This window comes from Hydrogenophaga crassostreae (assembly GCF_001761385.1).
Lineage (GTDB): Bacteria > Pseudomonadota > Gammaproteobacteria > Burkholderiales > Burkholderiaceae_C > Hydrogenophaga > Hydrogenophaga crassostreae.
In genome coordinates this window covers 1,914,726-1,938,540 of the sequence record NZ_CP017476.1, presented here as the reverse complement: position 1 = coordinate 1,938,540, position 23,815 = coordinate 1,914,726, and the positions used below count along the sequence as shown (strand labels likewise).

The window sequence follows — 23,815 nt, the reverse complement described above, 5'->3', positions numbered from 1 at the left end:
CATGGATCGCAAACAATTCCTGCAACTCGCAGCAGCCGCTTCGCTGAACGCCCTGGGCCTGCCAGCGAAGGCCGCAGACAACGCTGCGCCACAACTCCAGTACCGCATTCTGATTCCGGCCAACGCCGGTGGCGGCTGGGACCTCACCGGACGCGCCATCGGCCAGGCGTTGGTGGGCAGCGGCGCGGCGGCCGAGGTGAGCTACGAAAACCGGGGTGGCGCTGCAGGCACGATGGGCCTGGCCCAATTCGCCAAGGGTTACCGCCACAATCCCCACGCGCTGATGGTCATGGGCTCGGTGATGCTGGGCGGCATCATCACCGGCAACCCGCCGGTGAGCCTGGACCAGGTGCGACCGCTGGCGCGCTTGACCAACGAATTCAATGTGTTTGTATTGCCCCCCAATTCACCTTACAAAGACATGGCCGAGGTGTTGCGCCAGTTCCGCAACGACCCCGGCAGCATCAAATGGGGCGGTGGCTCGCGCGGTTCCACAGAGCACATTGCCGTGCACATGATCGCCAAAGCCACAGGCGTGCCCCATGGCCGCATCAACTATGTGCCTTTTCGCGGCGGAGGCGAGGCGGCGGCGGCGGTGATGGCGGGCTATATCTCGGTGGGCGGCAGTGGATTCAGCGAGTTTTTGCCCCATATCGCGGGCCAGCGCATGCGAGCCGTGGCGGTGACCGCCGGCCAACGCTTGCCGGGCACCGATGCGCCCACGCTGCGCGAACTGGGCGTGGACGTGGTAATCGGAAATTGGCGCGGGGTGTGTGCGCCTGCGGGTCTGACACCCCTGGAATTCACGGCACTCACCGAGACGATACAAACCGCGATGCAATCGGCCGATTGGCAGCGTTCGCTGCAGCGCCATCAGTGGCTGGCCGACCCTCTGGTGGGCGCGCCGTTCGAGGCTTTTGTGGCGCAGGAGTTTGAAAGCCTGCGCGACGTGTTGCTCAAGGCCGGTCTGACCTGACGGGGTCCACCGACCCCTGTCGCAACGGCAGCCACACCCTCGCCTCCACCCCCGCAGGTTGGCCCCTGTGGGCTGGCACATTGACGAGCTCAATGCGCCCATCCAGCGCCTCCACAATGCTGTGGCAAATCGCCAGTCCCAACCCGGCACCCTGCTGCCCCCCCGTGGCGGCAAAAGGCTGAAACAAACGCTCTATCTGGCTGGGTGACAGGCTGGCCCCCTCGTTGCGCACCCGCAGCAAAGCCTGCTCGCCTGGCGAGGGCGCCACTTCTACCCGCAACTGGCCGTGCGCCTGGGTGTGTTTTACAGCGTTGTGCAGCAGGTTGCGAAACAGTTCGTTGAGCATCCACCCGTGCGCCTGTACCGTCACCGGCTGGGTCTTGAGATCAAAATCAATGTCTTTGTCGGCCACCAGCGGCGCAAGATCCAGCGCCACATTGCGCACGCTTTCATCCAGCCGGCTGGGCAGGGCCAGTGCCTGCTCGCGCAGCTGCTCCACTTTGGCCAGAGCCAGCATCTGGTTGGCCATGTGGGTAGCCCGGTCCACCGTTTGCTCGATCTCACCAAAAGCGGTATCGGGCGGCTGATCACCGCGTTTGGCCGACTGCACCTGCGCCTTGAGCACGGCCAGCGGCGTGCGCAACTGATGCGAGGTGTCGCGCACGAAGCGGCGTTGGTGATCCAGCAATTGGGTCAGTCGACCCATGAGCTGGTTGGTGGCTTTGACCAGCGGCCAGAGCTCGCGCGGCAAACCTTCAGATGGCAACGGCGTGAAGTCGTTTTCAACACGGCGCTGCAATTGCTCCGACAAGGTACGCACAGGCTTGGTCGCCCGCTGCACGACCCAGACCACCACCAAGGCGATCACCAACAGCAACAGGCCCTGGCGCCACAGGGTCCCGATCAACATGTCGCGCGCCAGGGCCTCGCGCAGCTCCAGCGTTTCAGCCACCTGCACCACCGCGATACCGCGCCCGCGCGCACTCGCCACCGGTTGCACCAGCGCCGCCACCCGCACCGGGCTGTCTCGGTAGCGGTCGTCGTAAAAATCCACCAGCGCCGCGTAGGCCGGTCGCAATGGCACTTTGCCGGTCCACTGGGGGAGGTCTTCGTAGCCCGACACCAGTTCGCCATCCAGGGTCGAGACCTTGTAGAACAGCCGACTCTGGTTGTCGGCCTCAAAAGCTTCCAGCGCCGCATAAGGCACGCGGGCGGTGAACACCGCTTGTTCGTCGAATCCGCTCACATCGAGCTGCTCGCTGATGGTTTTGGCGGAGGCCAGGAGCGTGCGATCGTACGCGGTGGTGGCGGTGTCCAGCGCCTCCCGGTAAAGGCTCAAGGTGTTCAATGCCACGAGGCCCAAGACCGGCAGCAAAATGCCCAGCAGCAGCGTGCGCCGCAACGACATCGGGCGCCCCTGCACCTCACTCATTCGTCGGCCTTGAGCAGGTAGCCAAGCCCGCGCAAGGTCACCAGTTTCACGCCGGTCCCCGTCAACCGTTTGCGCAGCCGATAGGCCACCACTTCGATCGCTTCGTACTGCACATCCAGTGCACCGGGAAACACCCAGTCAAACAGCTTTTCCTTGGCAATGGCCCGGCCTGGCCTGGAAAGCAGCGCCTGCAACAGCGCCAATTCGCGTGGCGGCAAATCCAGAACCTGATCGCCCTGGTAGGCGGCACCGCTTTCAGCATCGAGCCGCAGCGAACCCAATGCGGAGACATGGGAAAGCGAGCTGTCACTGGCCAGCGCCGCACCAACCGGCAACCGCCTGCGGCTCAAGGCCTTCAGGCGCGCTTCCAGCTCGTCCAGATCAAAGGGTTTGGCCAGGTAGTCGTCGGCCCCTGTGTTGAGCCCGATCACGCGGTCGCCCACGGTCCCCCGTGCTGTCAAGATCAACACGGGTGTGGACCAGCCGCGCTGGCGGGCGGTGGTCAGCAGTTGCAGGCCATCCACGTGGGGCAATGTCAAATCCAGCGCCACCACGTCGGGTTGTACCGCCTCCCATTGCTGCAGCGCCAAGGCGCCGTCCGCACAGGTCGCCACCTCCCAGCCTCGCCGGCCCAGGGTGCGCACCAGTGTGGCCTGCAAGGATGGATCGTCTTCGATCAACAGCAACTTCATCGGTCAGCGTGCCAGGTAGCTAGGGAAAACCCCAAAGTAAGGACAGGTGGTTGACAGTTTGGCTGTCGAACATAGCCCTGTGCATGGCGACATGCCATTACAAAGCCGGGAACTGGCATTTTGCTGTCAATTCCCGGGCCCTGAAGTACCTTTCCGTCGCCAGACGGATTCATTGCATTGGAGACTCTCATGACCCCAACCACATCCATCGCCCGCTGGGCTGCCCCACTGGGTATCGCTCTGGCCGCCGCATCCATGCCAGCCAGCGCCTTTGAACCCAGCGGCACCGAGTGCATCGCACCGGCAGGCGCCGGCGGCGGCTGGGACATGACCTGCCGCATGGTGGGCAAAACCATGCAAGACCTCAAGCTCCTGCCGGGCACCATGCAGGTGACCAACAAGGCCGGCGGCGGCGGCGGCGTGGCATTTGCCGAAGTGGTGAACAAGCGCAACGACGAAAACAACCTGATCGTGGCCGCTTCTTCTGCCACCTCCACCCGTCTGGCTCAGGGCGCTTACCCTGGCAACACCATGGACCAGGTGCGCTGGATCGCAGCCGTGGGCGCTGACTACGGCATGATCGCCGTCGCAGCCGACTCCCCGCTCAAAACCCTGCCTGAGTTGCTCGCCAAGGTAAAGGCCGATGCGTCTTCAGTGGCCTTTGCGGGTGGTTCTGCCGTGGGCGGCTGGGACCACCTCAAGGTGTTGATCGCTGCGCGCAAAGCCGGTATCACCAACGTGCGATCGGTGAAATACGTGGCGTTTGACGGCGGCGGCGAAGCCGTGACGCAGTTGCTGGCAGGCAAAGTACAGGCCTTCACCGGCGACATCTCCGAAGTCAAAGGCTTTGTGGACGCCGGCAAGATCAAGGTGTTGGCCGTGATGGCGCCCGAGCGTCTGGAAGGCGATTTCGCCAAATACCCCACAGCCAAGGAGCAAGGTCTTGATGTGGTTGGCGCCAACTGGCGCGGTTTCTATGCACCCGGCAAGATGAGCGACGACGCCTACAACTACTGGGTCAAGAGCCTGGGCGCCACCTACGACTCGAAAGAGTGGAAAGCCATCATGGCCAGCAACGGCATGGCGCCGCTGAACCTGCGCGGTCCAGCCTTCCAGAAGTTCGTGAAAGAGTCCGTGGATGAGATCCACGAGCTGTCGCTGGAAATCGGCATCGTCAAGAAGTAAGCCATGAAACCAAAGGGTCTGTGCCAATTGCGCATGGACCCTTTTTTTTTCGCGCATCCCTGTCACCTTCCATCCTTACAAGGCGAACTGCCATGAGTGACCGAATTTTTGGCGCCGCGACGATTGTGTTGTCGCTGCTGATGGTGTGGGCCACTGGCCTCATCGAAGAAAGCTTTATTCAGGATCCGCTGGGCCCCAAGGCCTTTCCGCTGGTGATCGCAGGCGTGATGGGCATCTCCGGCCTGGTCATGATCTTCAAACCCGACGCGGAGCCCCATTGGCCGGGCGCGGTGAAGCTCGCCGAACTGGTGGCCACTGTGGGCGTGTTCATCGCCTATGCCCAAACATTGCCGATCGCCGGCTTCGTGCTCAGCACCGCTGTCGCCTCGGCCTTTCTGGTCTGGCGCCTGGGCGGCACCACCCGCCAGTCGCTGATCGGCGGCGTCGTGATTTCCGTTGGCATTTACGCCCTCTTCCAGCACGTTCTGGGTCTCAACCTGGCCAAAGGCCCCTGGGGTTTCTGACCCCCACAAGGACATCACACCCATGGACTCCTTAAACGCACTGGCCAATGGCTTTGCCATTGCCCTCACCTGGCAAAACCTGATGCTGGCCCTGATCGGCTGCCTGCTGGGCACCCTGATCGGCGCCCTGCCCGGCCTCGGCCCATCCAACGGCGTGGCCATTCTGATTCCGGTCGTCTTCAGCCTGGGATTGCCGGCCACGCCAGCGCTCATCCTGCTCACCAGCGTCTACTACGGCGCCATGTACGGCGGCCGCATTTCATCGATTCTGCTCAACATCCCGGGCGATGAACCCGCGCTCATGACCACGCTCGATGGCTACCCCATGGCCCGGGCGGGCCAAGCGGGCGAAGCATTGGCGATTTCAGGCATCTCCTCGTTCGTCGGCGCCTTCTTCGCCACCTGGGGCCTGGTGTTCCTCGCCCCACAGCTGGTGGATCTGGCCTTGCTGTTTGGCCCGGCCGAGTACTTCGCCATGTTCACCCTGGCCTTCGCCACGCTGGGCGGCGTGACCAGTGCCAACCAGGCAAAGGCCGCCTTCGCCGCCGCCATCGGCCTGGCGCTGGCCTTCGTGGGCGTGGACGGGCAGACCGGCGTGCCGCGCTTCTCGTTTGGCAATGTGCACTTCTACGACGGCATCGATTTCCTGATCGCCATCGTCGGCATGTTTGCGCTGTCGGAGGTCCTGGTGTTCATTGAAGAGCGCGGCAACGCCAACAGCACCTCGACCCAGCCAGTGACCTCCATTGGTCGCGCCATTCCACCGTGGTCCATGATCAAGCAGACCAGCGGCTCCATGACCCGCGGCACCATCCTGGGCTTCATCGCCGGTGTGCTGCCTGGCGCAGGCGCTTCGCTGGGCTCCTTCCTGGCCTACACGGTGGAAAAGAAGGTGGTCGGCAAGAAGGGCTTCTTTGGCAAGGGCGATCCACGCGGTGTGGCCGCGCCCGAGGCGGGCAACAACGCCGCTGCCGGCGGGGCGCTCATCCCCATGCTGGCGCTGGGCGTGCCCGGCTCGGGCACCACCGCCGTGCTGCTGGCCATGCTGCTGTCGCTCAACATCACGCCGGGCCCCCTGCTGTTCACCAACAATCCGGATGTCGTCTGGGGCCTGATCGCGGCGCTGTTCATCGCCAACGTGATGCTGCTGCTGTTGAACGTGCCGATGGTGGGTGTGTTTGCCCGGGTGCTGCGCATCCCGTCGTACTACCTGATGCCTGCGGTGGCAATGATCTCCTTCATCGGTATCTACGCGCTGACCAACTCCACGTTTGACCTGATGCTGATGATAGGTTTCGGCGTGTTCGGCTGGCTGATGCGCAAGCTCAACATCCCGATGGTGCCGGTGATTCTGGGCATCTTGCTGGGCGAACTGATGGAGAAGAACCTGCGCCGCGCGCTGACCATCTCGGATGGCGATCTGTCGATTTTGTACGGCTCGCCGCTGGCCGTGACCTTCCTTGGCATGGCTGTGGCAGGTTTTGTGCTGCCCATCTTCATCGCCAAGTTCGTGACACCCAAACGCGCCGTTGCAGAAAGCCACAACGACGGCACTTCGGACTGACCTCCCCAAGAGGCATGCTCCCAACGGCGGCCCTTGTGCCGCCGTTTTTTTTTGCGGGACCGGGACGCCAGCCCACCCCTGATCGCCCTGGTTTTTTTGGGCGTTGGCGACTGCTGCTTGACCGGTCTGGCACAGGCGCGGCTTGCCCAACAGCCCGGTTGCGGGTGCCGGCATACCGATGGAGGCTCACGTTCCGGCGCGGGTCGGCAACGCAGGGTTGGCTCACCTGGCTGCCATGGCTGCGGGACAGAATGCGAAGACCGCTGAACGGTCCGGGCAATCGGTGCCCGGGCTGATTGATAGGGAAAATACCGTGTATTTCGATCTTGTATAACGATACACTTCGCCTTAACAATCGCCAAACAGCGCAAAAAGCAGGGCCTATGCGCTTGCGCTGAACCTCTTCCAAAGATTGCCACGCGCGACGAACTTGCAAACCTCATGAAAAAATCGGCACCCACCATCGAAGATGTCGCGCGGCATGCCCGCGTGTCGATCAGCACGGTGTCCAATGTGCTCAATGGTCGCGAATCCCGCATGCGTGCTGAAACGCTGGAGCGGGTTCAGCGCGCCATCGCCGAGTTGGCGTTTCGACCCAACCAATCAGCACGCAACCTGAAGACCGGACACCTGGCCATGATCGGCCTGTTGGTGCCGTCCATTGCCAACCCATTTTTCGGCTCCCTTGCCCGCCAGATTGAGGCGGTGGCCAACGAACGCGGTTACGGCGTGATGCTGTGCAACACCCAGCGCGAAGCCGATCGCGAACTCGCTTACGCGCAGGCCCTCATGGCCCAGGGTGTGCGCGGCATGGTGATCGGATCTGCGCTGCAAGCCCAAGAGCATCTGGCACCACTCATCCAGCGTGGGCTGGCCGTGGTGAGTTTTGACCGCACCGCCCAGGAAGCCACCTGGAACATGGACTACGTCAGTGTCGACAACCACCGATGCGGCGAACTCGCGGCCGAACACCTGCTGACGCTGGGCCATCGTGATCTGGTTTATGTCACAGCGCCCTTGCGTGCGCTCAGCCGCGTGGCCCGCCTGGACGGCGTGCGCAAAGCGTGCTCGGCCGCTGGTGCCCGGCTGCATGTGCACATGAGCGATGTCCCGAACGGCCAGATCGAAATGGAAATGGCGGCGCTTGGACACAACTCGGCAATGGAGCTGCAAGCCGCCCAGTCCACGGCCACTGGCTACATCGCCATGAACGACATGGTGGCGGTGGGACTGCTCTCTGGCCTGCGGCAGTGCCACAAACGGGTGCCACAGGATGTCTCCGTCATGGGCATCGACGACCTGTTCCTTGACAGCTACCTGAGCCCCGCGCTGAGTTCGGTGCGGCAACCCATGCCCGAGATCGCGCTGGCCGCATTCGAGCGGGTACTGGCCCGCATGAACGATCCCGGCGAATCGGCGCACGAACTCGTGTTCGCCCCCGAGCTCGTTCAGCGCGAGTCCACGGCACCCCCCTCGTCTCTTTCAACCCACTCACCATCCGGGACCACAGCAACATGACCACAAACAATGCGCAATCAACCGCCGCGACCACCTTTATCACCGGGGGTGCCTCGGGCATTGGCGCTGCGATCGTCCGGGCCCATGTCGCGCGGGGCGACCGCGTTGCTTTCACCTACTGGTCCAGCGCTGACGAAGCCAGGGCCCTGGAGAGCGAACTCGGCGACCGCGTGCTCGCAATCAAGTCCGATGTCACCGACGAAACCGAAGTGGCCAAGGCCTTCGCGCAAGCGGTCGCCCAATTTGGTCAGGTTGACCATGCGGTGGCCAATGCGGGCGGCTTGCTGGAACGCGTGAAGTGTGTGGACATGTCTCTGGCGTTCTGGAACAAGGCCACAAACCTGAACCTCACCAGTGCCTTCCTCACCTGCCGGGAAGCGTTGCGACACATGGTGCCGCGCGGCTCGGGCAGCGTGGTCATCATGTCTTCTCTGGCCGGACACGACGGCGGTGGCCCGGGTGCTACCCACTATGGCGCAGCCAAGGGCGCCTTGCTCAGCTACACCCGCGGACTGGCCAAGGAGGTGGGTCCACAGGGCATTCGGGTCAACGCCATCGCTCCGGGTCTCATTGCCACCCGTTTTCACGAGGTCTTCAACACGCCACAGGGCCGCGCGGCCGGCGTGGAAAAGACCCCGCTGCGCCGCGAAGGCCAGCCCGGGGATGTGGCGAACGCCGTGGCCTACCTGACGTCCGAAGCCTCGTCGTTCATCACCGGCGAAGTGATCGAAGTCAATGGCGGCATGGCCATGTTTTGACCGGCAACGGGCCTCGTCTGTCGACCCAAACCACCTGCGGGCACTCATACCCGGTGCACGCAGTTGCACATCCATTCCGTTTTAAGCTTTCCGCATGCAAAAGCCTATCGATCTGATCGCCCTCGGCGAGCCCATGGTGGAATTCAACCAGACCCGTCCGGGCGAACCCGTCTACCTTCAAGGTTTTGGCGGTGACACCAGCAATGCGGCCATTGCAGCCGCCAGAGCGGGCGCTCGCGCGGCCTATCTGACGCGCCTGGGCGCAGACCACTTTGGCGACACATTGATGGCGCTGTGGGAGACCGAAGGCGTGGACAGCCGGGCGATTGAACGAGACCCCAATGCCGCAACCGGCATCTACTTTGTTCACCATGGCAAAACCGGTCATGGCTTCAGCTACATGCGCGCAGGCTCCGCCGCCAGCCTCATGGCACCCGCCGATTTGACCGCGCTGGGCTGGACCAAGGCCATCGCCAGCGCAAAGATTCTGCATGTCTCCGGTATCTCGCTGGCCATCTCCCCTTCGGCCTGTGAAACCTCGTTGCAAGCCATGCGCGAAGCGCGCGCCGCACAGACCCTGGTGTCGTTTGACTCCAACCTGCGACTGAAGCTCTGGAGCCTTGAGCAAGCCCGGGCGGGCATCGCGCAGGCCGTGGCCTTGTGCGATCTGTTCCTGCCCAGCCTGGAAGACATGGCCGTCTTGACCGGCATCACGGCCCCCGATGCCGTGGTTGACTGGGGCCACCGGCAAGGTGCCAAACAGGTGGTGCTGAAACTCGGCGAACACGGTGCGCTGGTCAGCGACGGCGTTCAACGCCAAAAGGTTGAAGGTCTGCCGGTCAAGCTTGTCGATGCGACCGGCGCCGGTGACTGTTTTTGCGGCAACTTGCTGGCCCGCCTGGCGCAGGGGGACGAACTGGTTGCGGCCACCCGCTACGCCAATCAAGCGGCGGCCCTGTCGGTGCAAGGCTTCGGTGCCGTGGGGCCTTTGCCCACTGCCGGACAAGTCAATGCGCTGCTCTGAAACGCAGCATTGGCTCCTCCCTGTGGGGAATATCGGTTCCACGCGCATGACCGCGCGTCTTCTCGCCCATTGGGCACTAGACACGCAACAACGGGTACAGCGGCATGTTGGCGCGCCCTGGCCTTGATATGCCCACCAGCGTCGTGGGCGAATTCAATAAGGGCGAGACATGAATACAACGGACCACCCGCACTTGCGCAACTGGCTTCTGGAGCACCTGTGTCCCTACTGGAGCAAGCGCATCGTGGATCCCGTCGGCGGCTACTTTGAAGGCCTCGATGCGCACGGCCACGCTCTGCCCTCACCCGCCCGCACCCTGCTCAACCAAGCCCGCCTGACCTTTGCGTTCAGTCTGGCCACGGTGCTCGGCGGCGATCACCACTTGCGCGCCGCGGCAGACCACGGTTTTGCATTCCTGAAAGAAATCGCCCAGCCCAACGGCCCAGGCATCACATGGCCACGCAAAATCGACGCGCATGGTCGGGTGCTCGACCCATCACTGGACGCTTACGACCTTTCTTTTGTGATTCTCGCCATGGCCTGGTACCACCGGGCCACCGGCTCACCGGAGGCGCTGGAACTGGGCGAGCAGGCCTATGGCTGCGTGCAACACCACTTGGCCGACCCCAAGCACGGCGGCTTCTTTGAAGAGCACCCTCTGGTGGGCAAACTGCCCCGGCGCCAGAACCCCCACATGCACCTGCTGGAAGCCACACTGGCCATGCACGGGGCCACACAGGCGCCCGCCTGGCTGGAGCGCGCGAGCGCCTTGGTCGAACTGTTTCAACGCGCCTTCCTGGATGCCGAAACAGGCTCACTGGGCGAGTACTTCGACGCACAATGGCAACCCACACCAGGCGCCGAGGGCGCGCTGCGCGAACCGGGGCACCAGTTCGAATGGGTGTGGTTGCTGCAACAGTTCATGCAAGCCACGGGCCGCACCGACCTGACCGAAACCGTGCAGCGCCTGTTCCAGTTTGGTGTGCTGCACGGCATCAACACGACCGGCGTCATGAAAGGAGCCGTTTTGGACCTGGTCGACAAGAGCGGCGTCGCACAAGCAAGCAGCATGCTCATGTGGCCACAAACCGAATACGTCAAAGCCTGCGTGGCGCGCTTCGATGCCACACAAGACCCGATCTACAAAATCAAGGCTCTGGCTCACTGGGATTTGGTGCGCACACACTTCTTTCGGGATGACGGCGCCAACTGGATCAACCAGGTTGGCCCCGATGGCCAACCGCTGGTGGAGACCACGCTCAGCCGCGTTTTCTACCACGTGGTCCACGCCGCCTCGGAGCTCGCACGGCTGGAAACCACCTGATGCCAACGCCCATCCATCCACAGCTCAACTCAACCCAGTTGCCTTCGCTGGCGCAGAAGGGTATCCGTCTTCCGACCTATGCACGGAGCGCGCTGGCGCCAGGGGTCGTTCACCTCGGCTTGGGCGCATTTCAACGCGCCCACCAGGCACTGGTGTTCGACGACCTGCTGCAGGCCGGCGATGAACGCTGGGGCGTACTGGGCGTGGCCAGCCGGTCATGGGATCTGGCCGATGCACTGTCCAGGCAAAACGGTCTGTACAGCGTCAGGATTCAAAGCGCCACCAGCAAGGAATGGCGTGTGATCGGTTCGGTTCTGCAAACCTGTGCTGCCACCCGGGAACGCGAGCAGGTGCTCAACGCCATCGCACACCCAGGCACCCGCTGGATCACCCTCACGGTCACAGAAAAAGGCTACGGCTCCACGCTTGCCTCGCTGCTGGTCGCCGGGCTGCAACGGCGTCAGGAAGCCGGCCTGGGTGGACTCACCATCGCCAGCTGCGACAACCTGCGCAGCAATGGCGACAACCTCAAGGCCCTGTGCCTTCAACACGCCGGCAACACCGCCTTGCAAGACTGGATGTCGCGCACCTGCGCTTTTCCCAACAGCATGGTCGACCGCATCGTGCCCGCCTCCACAGAAGAAGACCGCTCCGATGCCGCAAAAAAAATGGGCGTGTCCGATCAAGCCGCGTTGCGCACCGAGACGTTTTGGCAATGGGTGCTTGAAGACCGGCTGGTCGACCCGTCCGATGCTGAAACCCTTAAACGTGTCGGGGTCAACGTTGTGGCAGACGTTCAGCCCCACGAAGATGCAAAGCTTCGCATGATCAACGGCACCAACTCCTTGCTGGCCACGCTGGGACTTTTACTGGACCTGCCCACGGTGGGTCAATGTGTGGTGAAACCCATGGTTCATGCCTTTGCGCACCGCCTCATGAGTCTAGAGGTCATGCCACATCTGGTCTTGCCCCAGCTATCCGGCTACCGCGACGCGCTCCTGGCCCGCTTTGGCAACCCGACGCTTCACCATGCGGTACATCAGGTCGCTACAGACGGTTCAAAAAAGATTGGTGAGCGCTGGGTGCCTTCGGTTCAAGCCCAGCTGAACCTGGGTCGCACCATCGAGCACCATGCCTTGGCCACGGCCTTGTGGATCTGGTCGTGCCGCGGTGAAAGTGATCAAGGCAAGGTGTATGCCCTGAACGATCCGCAGGGCGAGCAGCTGCACAGCCTGGCGCGCCATCACCAGGGTTCTCCATCCGACCTGATGCACGCCTTCCTCCAGCTGGAATCCATCTGGGGTCCAAACCTGCAGCACGACAAGCGCTGGCGATCGGCTGTGGAACGCTGGTTGCACGTGGTGTCGACCCAAGGCACGAATGGCGCACTGGCGCTGCTGCTGGCCACTCCAGCCGAAGCCAACACCTGAACTCCAGCGATAAAGCCAGGGACGCCCGGTCGCCGGGCACCCAAGCGTTTCAAACTCCGCAAGCCTCTCAACCCCATGAAAACAGCCCCGTGTCGGAGTCCGCCGTGGGGCTGCTGCTTTCTTTCAAACGATGCGGCGCCTCTGGCCGCGATCACTCGCTCTCAAGCGTGTTTCAGGCCTGCGGCACAGCACAACACCGACACCGACACCGGACCATAAGCCACCGCGATCACATGAACTGTGGAGCGATCCAGCGTGGCAGGGCCAACACGATCTCCGGAAACCAGCACAGCGCCAACAAAATGCCAACCATGGGAATCAGGATGACAAACACATCTTTGAGCACCTGGTGAATAGGCATTTCACCGATGCGCGCAGCGATGAGCAGGCACATGCCGTAGGGCGGCGTTACCAGGCCGAAGGCAAGGGCCACCACACCGACGATGGAAAAATGGACCGGGTGGATGCCCGCGGCCTGGGCCAGGGGGTACAGGATGCCACCCATGATGATGATGGCCGGGATGGCATCGATGAACAGTCCCACGATCAGGAACACCAACGCGATGATCAGAATAATGCCGTTGGGACCGAGTCCAAAGCTCTGGATCAGATCGACCAATGCTTGGGGTACGCGGTAAAAGGCCAGGAGCCAGCTGAACACCGAGGCGGTCCCCACACAGAACAGCGTGACACCGACCAGCCTGGCGGAATCGCTCAGGTGGTGGGCAAACGTGCGGAAGTCCAGCGTGCGGTACGCGATACCGATCAATATCGAATACACCACCGCAATCGCGGAGGCTTCGGTGGGCGTGAAGAACCCGAAGGAAATGCCGACCAGAATGATGAGCGGTGTCACCAAGCCGGGAACAGCCCCCACAAAGGCTTTGACGAAGTGGGAAAGACTGGCCTTTTCGTGGCGCGGGTAGTTGTATTTGATGGCGTAGAAATACACCGTGACCATCATCGACAGACCGAGCAACAAGCCAGGAATGATGCCGGCCAGAAACAGCGCACCCACCGAGATCGACATCGTGCCGCCCCAGATCAGCATCAGGATGCTGGGCGGAATGATCACACCCATGACCGATGAGCATGCGGTGACCGCGATGGTGAAACTGCGGTCGTAGCCCTGTTTGAGCATGGCCGGGATCAACACCTTGCCAATGCCCGCCGCATCGGCAGTCGAAGAGCCTGAAACCCCTGCAAACAGCATGCTGACGAAAACGTTGATGTGGCCCAGGCCTCCCGGGAGATGCCCCACCGTGGCTGTGGCGAGATCGATCAACCGTTTGGTCACGCCTGTCGCATTCATCAAATTGGCAGCCAGCAGGAAAAAAGGCACCGACAGCAACAGAAACGAATTGAAGGAGTTGTAGGTGCGATCGATGATGGCGAAGAAAGAAACATCTTCGGTGAGCAAGATCACCGGAACACATGCAAGGCCAAGCGCAAAGGCGACCGGCACGCGCAGAAACACCAAACCGATGAAGAGTCCGAACAGAACGAGAGCGGCGACCAGAGGATCCATGACTAGCGTGCTCCCTTGAGGGTTTTGTTGTAAATCAGCTCGGCCAGGAAAAGCAAAGAGAGACCGCCAAAAACGGGAATGGCGGCACCGACCCACAGCATGGAAATCTGGGCAATGTCGGAGACGTCCCAGCGCAGCACTTCGGCGTAGGAGTACCCACGGAAGAAGAAGATGGCGCAGAAAGCCACTTCCAAAGCAATGATGAAGGCTTGCCAGATCTGGTTCACCAACCGTGATCGGGTGTCGCCTAGAATTTCGAGAATGAAGTGGGTGCGCTCACGCACCCCGATGGCAGCGCCCAGAAAAATGACCCAGACCAGCAGAAATCGAGAAATCTCTTCGGTCCACAATGCCCGTGGAATGAACGAAATCCAGCGGGCACAGATCTGGTAAACGACCAGCGCCAGCAAGACGCCGAGAAGGCCCGCCTGGATGGAGGCCACACCCTTGTGCAGCACATCGATCGTTTTTTCAAACAGTTTCATGGGTGACGCCCCTCTTGGCAGGGACTGGCGCAATGCCAGTTCAATCAGGTGTAAAGGAATGGCCTCCGCCAAAGCGGAGGTAGCCCTGGAGCCGTGTGGCGCTTACTTGACGGCCTGCATCTTGTTGTAGACCTCTTCCAGCTTCGCGTCTTTCACGTACTGAAGCAGGGCCGGCGTGGCGAGCTCGCGGAATTTGGCTTTGTCGGCATCGGCGAACGCGTGAACCGTGACCAGCTTCTTGCCCACTTGCTCATCCAGCGCTTTGCCCTCCATGGCCAGCTCAACTTCTGAGCCAAACTTGCCGGCTTCGGCACCGGCTTTCAGAATCGCGGCCTGCACTTTGGGGGAGAACTTGCCAAAGGCCTTTTCGGACAAAAACAGCGGACGAACAGTCAAGGAGTGTTCGGTCAGGGTGTAGTGGGGAGCCACTTCATAGAAGCGTTGCTGGGTGTAGCCGAAGCGCTCGTTTTCCAGTCCCTGGACCACACCGGTCTGAACCGCAGAATAGACCTCATCGTAGGCAATGACCGAAGGCACCGCACCAACGGCAGTGAACACCTTGGCCCAGATGGGGGCACCCTGAACGCGCAGGCGGAAGCCCTTCAGCTCGTTCATGTTGTTGATGGGGTAATTGGAAATCAGGTTGCGGCTCACACCACCCGCGTAGCCAATCGCCCGGATGTTGGCGCGCTTGATCACGTCGGCTTCAATGCCTTTGAAGGCGTCGCTGGCCAGCACGCGGTTGCGGTGGGCCAGGTCTTTGAACATCAGAGGCATGTCAACAATGGCAATGTCTGGCACGCGCTGTGCCAGGTTGCCCGGCGCAATGATGGCCATATCGACAGACTCACCCTGGCTCATGAAGCGCAGGAAGTCCGGCTCGATGCCCATGGCTTTGTTGAGACTGATCTTGACGTCGATATTCACCTCGTCCTGGTACTTGTTCACCAACTCGCCGAACTTGGCATAGGTCTGGGTGAACGGATGGTCTTTGTCGAACATCGAAGCCGCGTTGATGGTCACGGTTTTTTTGTCCGCTGCCACACTGGGAAACGCGGTCAGCATGGCGACAACACCCAGCACAAGAGCACTCTTCTTGAAGGAAAACGACATGTGAAATCTCCGGAATAGGTTGAAAACAGGTTCAGTGTCGCTGTTTTAGTGCATCGTTACACTAGAAAAAACCCGTAGACCAGCCAAGTTTCTCAAAATGCCTGAACACGTCTCTGGAATGGGCTTGGGCGGCTCCCTGTTGCCACACAACTCCACCCGGCAGGAAACCCCAAAACACGTGGCAATGGGCGTCGCGAAAGGGATCTGGCGTTGGCCGCTCACCGGCGCATTGCCCAAACGACGGCCTTGTTGGCGCTGGGCTTCCTGGCTACCGGCGCCGCAGTCCCAGCCACATGACCGTGGCCACCACAAGCAAGCCGCCGGCCACCTGCACAAGTGCAATGGTCTGCCCCAGCACAGCCCAGGCCAATACCAGCGCAAACACCGGCTCCACATTCATGATGGCCGAATTGCCCACCACGCCCAGGCGAGGCAGGACGGTGAACATGATGGTGAACGCCGTGCCATATAACGCGGTCAAGCCCAGCAACCCCACCCAGCCCATCGGGGCCTGGGGCAGATGAAAGCCCCCTTGCGTTCCCACACCAATGAGCGCCAGCACCGCCACCATGCCCATGGTGGTCGCTGTTCGCAACCGCCCATCCACATCAGCCGCCTCATGCTGCGTCAACACCAGGGCGAGGCCAAATGTGGCGGCAGCAGCCAGGGCAAAGCCCACGCCCACACCAATCTCAGCCCATTGCGATGAAGCACCCAGACCAGAAGCCGCACCAAACACATCGAGAGCCAGGGCCAGGCCAATCAACATCACCGGCATCGCACGCAGCACCCGGGGCTCAGGCCGGTGGGCGTAGATCACACGGGCCCACAGCGCCGTCCACAAAGGGTAGGTATTGAAAGCCAGCAACGCCAGCGCCACAGGCAATCGGGCAACGGATGAATAGAGACACAGACTCTGCACAGCCACCAGCACACCAATCATGGGCAAAACCCTGCGGTGGCGCGCGGTCAGTTGAACGCCGACCCTGTGGTAGCGAACCAGCAAACCCACCACCAAAGCGGTTACGCCACTTCGAAAAGCCACAGCCGTCGCCACATCGACGCCATGGTCGAACGCCAACCGCGCAGCCACATGGTTGGCCCCCATCATGAAAGCGATCAGCAACAGCGTGGCAAACGCATAGCCGGTGAGTGCAACGGGGGAATTCGACGTAGACGACATGGCGACATTGTCCACGCCGAACGATCCGGCTGAGTCGCTTCTGCGCCATCCCGAACACCCAAAAGAAAACCCGCCGGCATCCTGGATGCTGGCGGGTTGTCAATTGAGTTGGAGGAGCGAGAGGGATTCGAACCCTCGATGGGATTTAAAGCCCATACTCCCTTAGCAGGGGAGCACCTTCGGCCACTCGGTCATCGCTCCGAAGCCTCATATTATGCCTCAGATCGGCGCCCTGTTTGCGCACCGATCTGCGAACTTCATTCGGCGATCGTGTCCACAGGTTGATCGAGTTCGAACTCCCGGTGCAGCGAGCGCACGGCCAGTTCCATGTACTTCTCGTCAATGACCACCGAGGTCTTGATTTCAGAGGTCGAGATCATCTGGATGTTAATGCCTTCGTCACTCATGCACTTGAACATACGGCTGGCCACACCCACGTGGCTGCGCATACCGATGCCCACAATGCTCACCTTGCAAATGCGCGCATCGCCCACCACTTCGGATGCGCCCAACTTGGGCAAAACTTCTGTCTTGAGCAGGTCCAAGGCCTTCTGAAAGTCGTTGCGATGCACTGTGAAGCTGAAGTCGGTTTTGCCTTCTTTGCCCACGTTTTGAATGATCACATCGACTTCAATATTGGCATCGGCCACGACGCCCAGAATCTGGTAAGCGATGCCCGGTGTGTCGGGCACACCCAGCACAGCAATTTTGGCTTCATCGCGATTGAAAGCAATACCCGAAACAACGGCGCGTTCCATATCTTCGTCTTCCTCAAAAGTAATCAATGTGCCGGAAGCGGCTTCTTCAGTCAGATCAATGTCCCAAGGCGTGAAGCTGGACAGCACGCGCAGAGGCACTTTGTATTTGCCAGCAAACTCCACCGAACGGATTTGCAATACCTTGCTGCCCAAGCTGGCCATTTCCAGCATTTCCTCAAAGCTCACAAGCGGCAGGCGGCGCGCTTCAGGCACAACACGTGGGTCGGTGGTGTACACACCATCCACATCGGTGTAAATCAGACACTCGGCCGCCTTCAGCGCGGCCGCTACGGCGACGGCAGAGGTGTCGCTACCGCCACGTCCGAGGGTGGTGATGTGGCCATCGGGATCGATACCCTGAAAACCGGTCACGATCACCACTTTGCCGGCGTTCAGTTCAGCACGCACACGCTCATCATCAATCGATTCGATGCGGGCCTTGGTGAATGCGCTGTTGGTTTTGATCGGCACTTGCCAACCCGCAAAACTCACCGCATCCACGCCTTCGGCCTGCAAGGCAATGGCCAGCAAAGCAGAAGAGGCCTGCTCACCGGTTGCCGCCAGCATATCGAGCTCGCGCCCGTAGGCATTGCCCATGCTCGATGGTGCCAACTCTTTGGCCAAACCCAGCAGTCGGTTGGTTTCGCCGCTCATGGCGCTGGGCACCACCACCATCTGGTGACCCGCACGGTGCCACTTGGCCACGCGCTTGGCCACGTTGCTGATGCGCTCGGTCGACCCCATGGAGGTGCCGCCGTACTTGTGAACTATCAATGCCATTGAAGAAGTAACGGTTTGATGAAAAAAGGCTTTTCAACCAGGAGGCTCGAAAGCTCGGCTGAAAGCGGCCCGGAGCAGCCATGCTGCATCAGGGCAAACCCTAGAATTATAGAGGTGGCCGAAATGCCAAATGTGCACCCTCACGCTCAACGTGGCCATGAGCTACCTTGATGTGGATGTGATGACCCCGCGTGCGGCAAGCGTCAATCTGGCTGAGCAACTCCTGCATCTGGGCGTCACTGGCAACCACGTGTGCCGTGTTCTTCAGCCAGCGCCGCAAGGCATTGCTTTGGCGCTCAGGTGGCAAGGTTTGCAGTTGGGCAATGCGAGGAGGCCTTCCTATGGCGTCCAGATCAATGTCTGCCAAGTCACCCAGCAAGGACTGCGCCTGTGCCGCATGGCGCGCGGTGCGGGCGATTGCTTCACGAAACCCTGGGAACGTATCGGCCCAGGCAGGCAACAGCCGGGCTCGAATACGGTTGCGCGTGAACCGCTGATCGGTGTTGCTCGGATCCTCAACAAAGGCTTGCCCCACGCTGGCCACACTGTCGCGCAATGTCTGGGTCGAAAGGCCCAGAAAAGGCCTCCCGAAAAACACACCATGGCGGGTGAACCCTGCTCCCATGGCCGACAGACCCGGCAAGCCCGCACCGCGTCCAAGCGCAATAAAAAACGTTTCGACCTGATCATCCGCGTGCTGCCCCAGCAAAACGCAACCGGCTTTGACTTCAAGCGCCATCTCGGCCAGAGCCAGGTAGCGCGCCCGTCGGGCCGCATCTTCGGGACTCTCACCCTTCGAATGATCGGCCTTGATCCTCACAACCTTCAACTCAACGCCCAAGCCATCACAGGTGGACTGCGCTTGTGCCACAAAATGATCGGCTGCTGCTTGCAAACCATGATGCACATGCAGCGCGACCACACGGCCCGGCCAACGCGAAGCCGCCGCCATGAGCAGCGCCGTTGAATCGGCCCCCGCACTGAAAGCCACGCCAACACGAACGCGGGCGTCAACCAGGTCCAGCGGCCACCGCTGGCTCCATTGGGCCAACGCCCTGTCACAAGGGTTGTTGGCCGGGGCGCTCACCTCAGCGTTTGTCCGATTTGCTGTCGGCTTTGGTGTCGGTGAATCGACCGTAACTGTTGAGGCGCGCATAGCGGCGGTCCACCAGCTCTTTAACCTTGAGGTCGGACAGCTGGCGCCACGCATCGGCCAGGGCCCGCTTGAGGAAAGCCGCCATTTGCTGATGATCACGGTGAGCGCCGCCGACGGGCTCGTTGACGATTTTGTCGACCAGCCCCAGCGCTTTCAAACGGTGGGCCGTGATGCCCAGGGCATCTGCCGCATCGCTGGCTCGGTCGCTGGTTTTCCAGAGAATGGATGCACAGCCTTCCGGACTGATCACCGAGTAAACCGAATACTGCAGCATCAAAACCTGATCCGCCACCGAGATGGCCAAGGCGCCGCCAGAACCACCTTCACCAATGATGGTAGAGATGATGGGCACTTCCAGTTGTGCCATTTCGAAGATGTTTCGCCCAATGGCTTCAGACTGTCCACGCTCTTCCGCATCGATGCCCGGGTAGGCACCCGGTGTATCCACAAAGGTGAACACCGGCAGCTTGAACTTTTCGGCCAGCTTCATCAGGCGCAAGGCTTTCCGGTAGCCCTCGGGCTTGGTCATGCCGAAATTGCGCAAGCCACGCTCTTTTGTGTCGCGCCCCTTCTGATGGCCCAACACCATGCAGGGCTGACCGTTGAAACGAGCCAGGCCACCCACGATGCTCAAATCATCAGAAAAATGACGGTCGCCATGCAACTCCTGGAAATGCGTGAAGATGTCTCGCACATAGTCCAGCGTATAGGGGCGGTCGGCATGGCGCGCGATCTTGGTGATCTGCCAGGGCGTGAGATTGCTGTAGATGTCTTTGGTCAGTTGAAGGCTCTTGCCCGACAACTGCTCAATTTCTGCCGAAATATCCACCGCAGATTCGGTTTGAACGTAGCGCAACTCTTCAATTTTGCCTTCGAGCTCGGCAATGGGTTGCTCAAAATCTAGAAAATTCTTTTTGGCCAAGGGGCGACTCCAAATTCTTGGTCTTGCATGGACTGGCTGCACAACGATTTCGCCCTCTTGGGCTGCAGCGACTTTGTCCCTGGGAGTGATTGCCGCGCGATGCGGTGAGTTGGCAGCGCTTCTGGCGCCACCGCTCAATAAGCCACAGGGGCTGGATCCAGCGAGCGCCAAATATACCAAGTTGCCACGCTGCTGTATGGCGCCCAAGATGCCGCTATCTCACGAATTTCACTGCGGCTCACAGGCTCCCCAGAGAAATAACAGCGACTGATGCCATTTTGCAGGCCGTTATCGTCCAACGGCAACACGTTGGGCCGCATCAGGTGGAAGATCAGGAACATTTCTGCGGTCCAGCGGCCAATACCCCGGATCGCAATCAATTCGGCAATGATGGCTTCGTCTTCCATCTCGGCCCAGGCATCCACGTGGACCTGGTTGTTGGCAAAGTTCAGTGCCAGATCCACGAGGTATTCCACCTTGCGCGCCGACAAGCCGGCACCACGCATGTCGTCTACCTTGAGTTTGAGCACCTGCGCTGGCACCATCTTTTTCGGCAACACGACGAAACGATCCCAAACCAACTGGGCCGATTTGACAGAAACCTGTTGGCCCACGATGCTTCGGGCCAAGGTCACAAAGGCATCCCCACGCGACTGCAAGCTCACACCACTGTGTTTGGGTATGAGCTTCTTCATTACCCTGTCGCGCTTCATCAGGTGGCGACAGGCATCGGCCCAGTACAAAGGCGCATCAGCGCCAAATGCCGGGAGAGCAGCAGGACTCGCCATCAGTTGCGCTCCCAGGTCGTGCCGCTCAGGCCATCCTTGAGCACCACCCCTTGCGCCAACAGGTTTTGCCGAATGCGGTCAGCTTCGGCAAAGTCCTTTGCACGCTTGGCAGTTGCCCGCGCCTCAATCTGAGCGGCAATCGCTGTTTCATCAGGTCCCGATGCGGCTTGGCCACCCTGCAGATAGCTGGTGGGCTCGCTCTGCAACAGGCCCAAAGTGCCACCCAGAGCGCGCAACAAACCAGCCATCAGTGCATCTCCACTGCGGTTGATCTCGCTGGCCAGATCAAACAACACAGACACGGCTTCGGGCGTCCCAAAGTCTTCGTCCATGGCCGTCCGAAACCGGCTGGCAAATGGCTGCTGCCAATCAATGGCTTCGATGGGCGCTGCGGGAACGCTCGCAAGAGCGGTGTAAAGGCGCTTCAGCGCGCCGCGGGCGTCATCCAAATGGGCGTCGCTGTAATTCAGAGGGCTGCGGTAGTGGGTGCGAACGATAAAAAACCGCACCGTCTCGGCATCGTATTTTTCCAGCACCTCGCGGATCGTGAAAAAATTCCCCAAGCTCTTGGACATCTTTTCGTTGTCCACACGAACAAACCCGTTGTGTACCCAGAAGCGCGCCAAAGGCTTGCCATTTGCCCCTTCAGACTGGGCGATTTCGTTTTCATGGTGTGGAAACTGCAAATCGGCGCCGCCGCCGTGGATATCGAAGGTTTCGCCCAGCAATGCGCCACACATGGCGGAACACTCAATATGCCAGCCTGGCCGCCCTTTGCCGAAAGGGCTCTCCCACTGGGCCTCGGCAGGTTCACTGGGCTTGGCTGCCTTCCACAGCACAAAATCCAGTGGATCTTCTTTTTCACTGGCAACTGCGACGCGCTCGCCTGCACGCAGATCGTCCAGCGACTTGCCCGACAACTTGCCGTAACCCGGAAACTTGCGAACCGAAAAATTCATGTCCCCGTCGCCAGCCTGATAGGCGAGACCCTTTTGCTGCAAGACCTCAATCAGGGACAGCATCTGCGGAACGTACTCGGTCGCCCGCGGTTCCACGCTGGGCGGTTCAATGAACAACGCAGCGATATCCTGATGCATCGCAGCGGTCATTTCATCGGTCAGCGTCTTGATTGAAATCCCCCTGGCGACCGCACGCTGGATGATTTTGTCGTCGATATCGGTGATATTGCGGACATAGGTCACGCGGTAACCGCTCTGCTTGAGCCAGCGCTGAACAACGTCAAACGCCATCATCATGCGCGCATGGCCGATGTGGCAGAGGTCGTAAATGGTCATGCCGCACACATACATGCGAACGTGGCCAGGCTCCAGGGACTCAAAAACCTCTGCTCGACGAGACAGCGTGTTGAAAATTCGAAGGGTCATGAAGATGGGAACAAGGCGCAAAAACCACGCTGTTGCACAAAAAGCACAATTTGGTCAACGCTCAGGCGAAACAATGGGCGATCAGGGCGGTCCTTGGACTTACCCCCTCAGATACAATCCATCAGTATAGCCAGCCACTGCCTGAGCTCGTTCGCGCTTTTACGCGCTATATTTCTGTTTTATGCCGCATCCGAGTTGCTCGGACGATCCGCTTTTCGCCATATTGAGGTCCCATGTTCCAACCAGCACAATCCCTCTCCGCCCTGCCTGAAAACCTCCGTGGCGGCGCCAGAACTGCGGTCAGCAACCCGCTGCGCCTGCTGGCTCTGTCGGTGGCAATCGCGGCAGCGATGGGCACCTCCATGGTCATGGCTCAGAGCGATGACTACGCAGAAGTCAACCGCCTCATGCGAGCAGGACAAATGACCGACGCGCTGACCAAAGTTGATACCTATCTGGCGGGCAAGCCTCGAGATCCTCAGATGCGCTTCCTCAAGGGCGTCATCCAGTCTGAAGGCGGCAAGCCCAGCGACGCCATTGCCACCTTCTCCAAGCTCACGGAAGACTTCCCCGAACTGCCGGAGCCTTACAACAACCTGGCTGTGCTGTATGCAGGCCAGAGTCAGTTTGACAAAGCCCGCGCCGCCCTTGAGATGGCCATCCGAACCAACCCCAGCTACGCCACCGCCCACGAGAACCTGGGTGATGTGTATGCCAAGCTGGCCAGCCAAGCCTATAGCAAAGCCTTGCAGCTCGACGCAACCAATACCGCAGTCGCCCCAAAACTGAGCCTGATCCGCAACCTGTTTGTCGCAGATGCCAAAGGCGCACGCCCCACGGCTGCTGCACCAGCTGCGGCTCCCGCCCCTGCCCCGGCTCCCGTGGCCGCAACCAAGGCGCCGGCACCGGCACCCGCCGCTGCAGCCACACAACCCGCCGGCGATGCCACGGCCGATGTGGAATCCGCTGTGACAGCCTGGGCCAGCGCATGGTCTTCGCGCAACATGTCTTCCTATCTGGGCGCCTACGCACCCAACTTCACGCCCAACGACGGTCAATCGCGCAAAAGCTGGGAAGCCGAGCGCAAAGCCCGCATCGTGCCGCGTTCACGCATTGAAGTGGGTATCAGCGATATGACGGTAACCATCAATGGTGACCGCGCCACGGCTCAATTCCGGCAAGACTACGCCTCTGACACATTCAATGTGACCAGCCGCAAGACTCTTGACATGGTCAAGAGCGGCGGCCGCTGGTTGATCGTTCGTGAGGCCACAGGATCCTGATGGTCGG

Annotated in this window: 21 protein-coding genes and 1 tRNA gene; 10 read left to right on the top strand and 12 right to left on the bottom strand. The window is 60.8% G+C overall.

Translation table 11 applies throughout. The annotated features are described in order from the left end of the window. The first annotated feature begins 1 nt into the window (after position 1). Positions 2-976: a tripartite tricarboxylate transporter substrate binding protein gene (locus LPB072_RS08985; RefSeq protein ID WP_066094406.1), complete on the top strand. Its 975-nt coding sequence runs from the start codon at positions 2-4 to the stop codon at positions 974-976. On the opposite strand, the gene LPB072_RS08980 is transcribed toward LPB072_RS08985, so the two are convergent. Both LPB072_RS08980 and LPB072_RS08975 read right to left on the bottom strand, forming a co-directional pair. Then, a complete protein-coding gene (locus LPB072_RS08980) occupies positions 957-2,408 on the bottom strand; it encodes a sensor histidine kinase (RefSeq protein ID WP_066094403.1) in 1,452 nt (483 codons plus the stop codon). The two genes, LPB072_RS08985 and LPB072_RS08980, sit on opposite strands and share 20 nt — an antisense overlap. Further along, a complete protein-coding gene (locus LPB072_RS08975) occupies positions 2,405-3,100 on the bottom strand; it encodes a response regulator transcription factor (protein ID WP_066094400.1) in 696 nt (231 codons plus the stop codon). The genes LPB072_RS08980 and LPB072_RS08975 overlap by 4 nt, the downstream gene beginning before the upstream one ends. A gap of 189 nt (positions 3,101-3,289) precedes the next feature. Here LPB072_RS08975 and LPB072_RS08970 point away from each other — a divergent pair, with 189 nt between their 5' ends. The 8 genes from LPB072_RS08970 to LPB072_RS08935 all read left to right on the top strand — a co-directional run bounded on the left by LPB072_RS08970 (position 3,290) and on the right by LPB072_RS08935 (position 12,427). Further along, entirely contained in the window at positions 3,290-4,285 is a 996-nt protein-coding gene (locus LPB072_RS08970) for a Bug family tripartite tricarboxylate transporter substrate binding protein (protein WP_066094398.1), read from the top strand. A gap of 92 nt (positions 4,286-4,377) precedes the next feature. Then, positions 4,378-4,809: a tripartite tricarboxylate transporter TctB family protein gene (locus tag LPB072_RS08965; RefSeq protein ID WP_066094395.1), complete on the top strand. Its 432-nt coding sequence runs from the start codon at positions 4,378-4,380 to the stop codon at positions 4,807-4,809. A 22-nt stretch (positions 4,810-4,831) separates the two neighbouring features. Further along, positions 4,832-6,373, top strand: a complete 1,542-nt coding sequence (locus LPB072_RS08960) for a tripartite tricarboxylate transporter permease (RefSeq protein WP_066094391.1) — start codon at positions 4,832-4,834, stop codon at positions 6,371-6,373. A gap of 441 nt (positions 6,374-6,814) precedes the next feature. Beyond that, the gene (locus tag LPB072_RS08955) at positions 6,815-7,891 is read left to right on the top strand and encodes a LacI family DNA-binding transcriptional regulator (RefSeq protein ID WP_066094388.1); all 1,077 of its coding nucleotides are present in this window, start codon (positions 6,815-6,817) and stop codon (positions 7,889-7,891) included. Next, on the top strand, positions 7,888-8,649 hold the full coding sequence (locus LPB072_RS08950; protein WP_066094384.1) for an SDR family NAD(P)-dependent oxidoreductase: 762 nt from the start codon (positions 7,888-7,890) through the stop codon (positions 8,647-8,649). Before LPB072_RS08955 ends, LPB072_RS08950 begins: the two co-directional genes overlap by 4 nt. 94 nt (positions 8,650-8,743) lie before the next feature. Beyond that, the gene (locus tag LPB072_RS08945) at positions 8,744-9,673 is read left to right on the top strand and encodes a sugar kinase (protein ID WP_066094380.1); all 930 of its coding nucleotides are present in this window, start codon (positions 8,744-8,746) and stop codon (positions 9,671-9,673) included. Positions 9,674-9,842: 169 nt separating this feature from the next. Beyond that, entirely contained in the window at positions 9,843-10,997 is a 1,155-nt protein-coding gene (locus LPB072_RS08940) for an AGE family epimerase/isomerase (protein ID WP_066094377.1), read from the top strand. Continuing rightward, positions 10,997-12,427, top strand: coding sequence for a mannitol dehydrogenase family protein (locus tag LPB072_RS08935; RefSeq protein WP_066094374.1), 1,431 nt, complete (start codon positions 10,997-10,999; stop codon positions 12,425-12,427). Before LPB072_RS08940 ends, LPB072_RS08935 begins: the two co-directional genes overlap by 1 nt. A 229-nt stretch (positions 12,428-12,656) precedes the next feature. Here LPB072_RS08935 and LPB072_RS08930 read toward each other — a convergent pair whose 3' ends face one another. From LPB072_RS08930 to cysS, 10 genes are all read right to left on the bottom strand, one after another. Continuing rightward, on the bottom strand, positions 12,657-13,955 hold the full coding sequence (locus LPB072_RS08930) for a TRAP transporter large permease (RefSeq protein ID WP_066094371.1): 1,299 nt from the start codon (positions 13,953-13,955) through the stop codon (positions 12,657-12,659). A gap of 2 nt (positions 13,956-13,957) precedes the next feature. Beyond that, positions 13,958-14,440, bottom strand: coding sequence for a TRAP transporter small permease (locus LPB072_RS08925; protein ID WP_066094368.1), 483 nt, complete (start codon positions 14,438-14,440; stop codon positions 13,958-13,960). A gap of 102 nt (positions 14,441-14,542) precedes the next feature. Next, on the bottom strand, positions 14,543-15,553 hold the full coding sequence (locus LPB072_RS08920) for a TRAP transporter substrate-binding protein (protein WP_066094365.1): 1,011 nt from the start codon (positions 15,551-15,553) through the stop codon (positions 14,543-14,545). A 268-nt stretch (positions 15,554-15,821) separates the two neighbouring features. Continuing rightward, positions 15,822-16,736: an EamA family transporter gene (locus tag LPB072_RS08915; protein ID WP_066094362.1), complete on the bottom strand. Its 915-nt coding sequence runs from the start codon at positions 16,734-16,736 to the stop codon at positions 15,822-15,824. A gap of 109 nt (positions 16,737-16,845) precedes the next feature. Continuing rightward, a tRNA-Ser gene (locus LPB072_RS08910) sits at positions 16,846-16,937 on the bottom strand. Between the two features lie 56 nt (positions 16,938-16,993). Next, entirely contained in the window at positions 16,994-18,274 is a 1,281-nt protein-coding gene (locus LPB072_RS08905; RefSeq protein ID WP_066094359.1) for an aspartate kinase, read from the bottom strand. A gap of 106 nt (positions 18,275-18,380) precedes the next feature. Then, the gene (gene tilS / locus LPB072_RS08900; RefSeq protein WP_231943474.1) at positions 18,381-19,361 is read right to left on the bottom strand and encodes a tRNA lysidine(34) synthetase TilS; all 981 of its coding nucleotides are present in this window, start codon (positions 19,359-19,361) and stop codon (positions 18,381-18,383) included. 1 nt (position 19,362) lies between these two features. Continuing rightward, positions 19,363-20,352 carry an acetyl-CoA carboxylase carboxyltransferase subunit alpha gene (locus LPB072_RS08895; RefSeq protein ID WP_066094353.1) on the bottom strand — a complete coding sequence of 330 codons (990 nt, stop codon included), beginning with the start codon at positions 20,350-20,352 and terminating at the stop codon, positions 19,363-19,365. Positions 20,353-20,486: 134 nt separating this feature from the next. Next, positions 20,487-21,140, bottom strand: a complete 654-nt coding sequence (locus LPB072_RS08890; protein WP_066094350.1) for a DNA-3-methyladenine glycosylase family protein — start codon at positions 21,138-21,140, stop codon at positions 20,487-20,489. Next, positions 21,140-22,525: a cysteine--tRNA ligase gene (gene cysS, locus LPB072_RS08885; protein WP_066094347.1), complete on the bottom strand. Its 1,386-nt coding sequence runs from the start codon at positions 22,523-22,525 to the stop codon at positions 21,140-21,142. Before cysS ends, LPB072_RS08890 begins: the two co-directional genes overlap by 1 nt. 233 nt (positions 22,526-22,758) lie before the next feature. Here cysS and LPB072_RS08880 point away from each other — a divergent pair, with 233 nt between their 5' ends. Next, the gene (locus tag LPB072_RS08880; protein ID WP_066094344.1) at positions 22,759-23,808 is read left to right on the top strand and encodes a nuclear transport factor 2 family protein; all 1,050 of its coding nucleotides are present in this window, start codon (positions 22,759-22,761) and stop codon (positions 23,806-23,808) included. Positions 23,809-23,815: the final 7 nt, after the last annotated feature.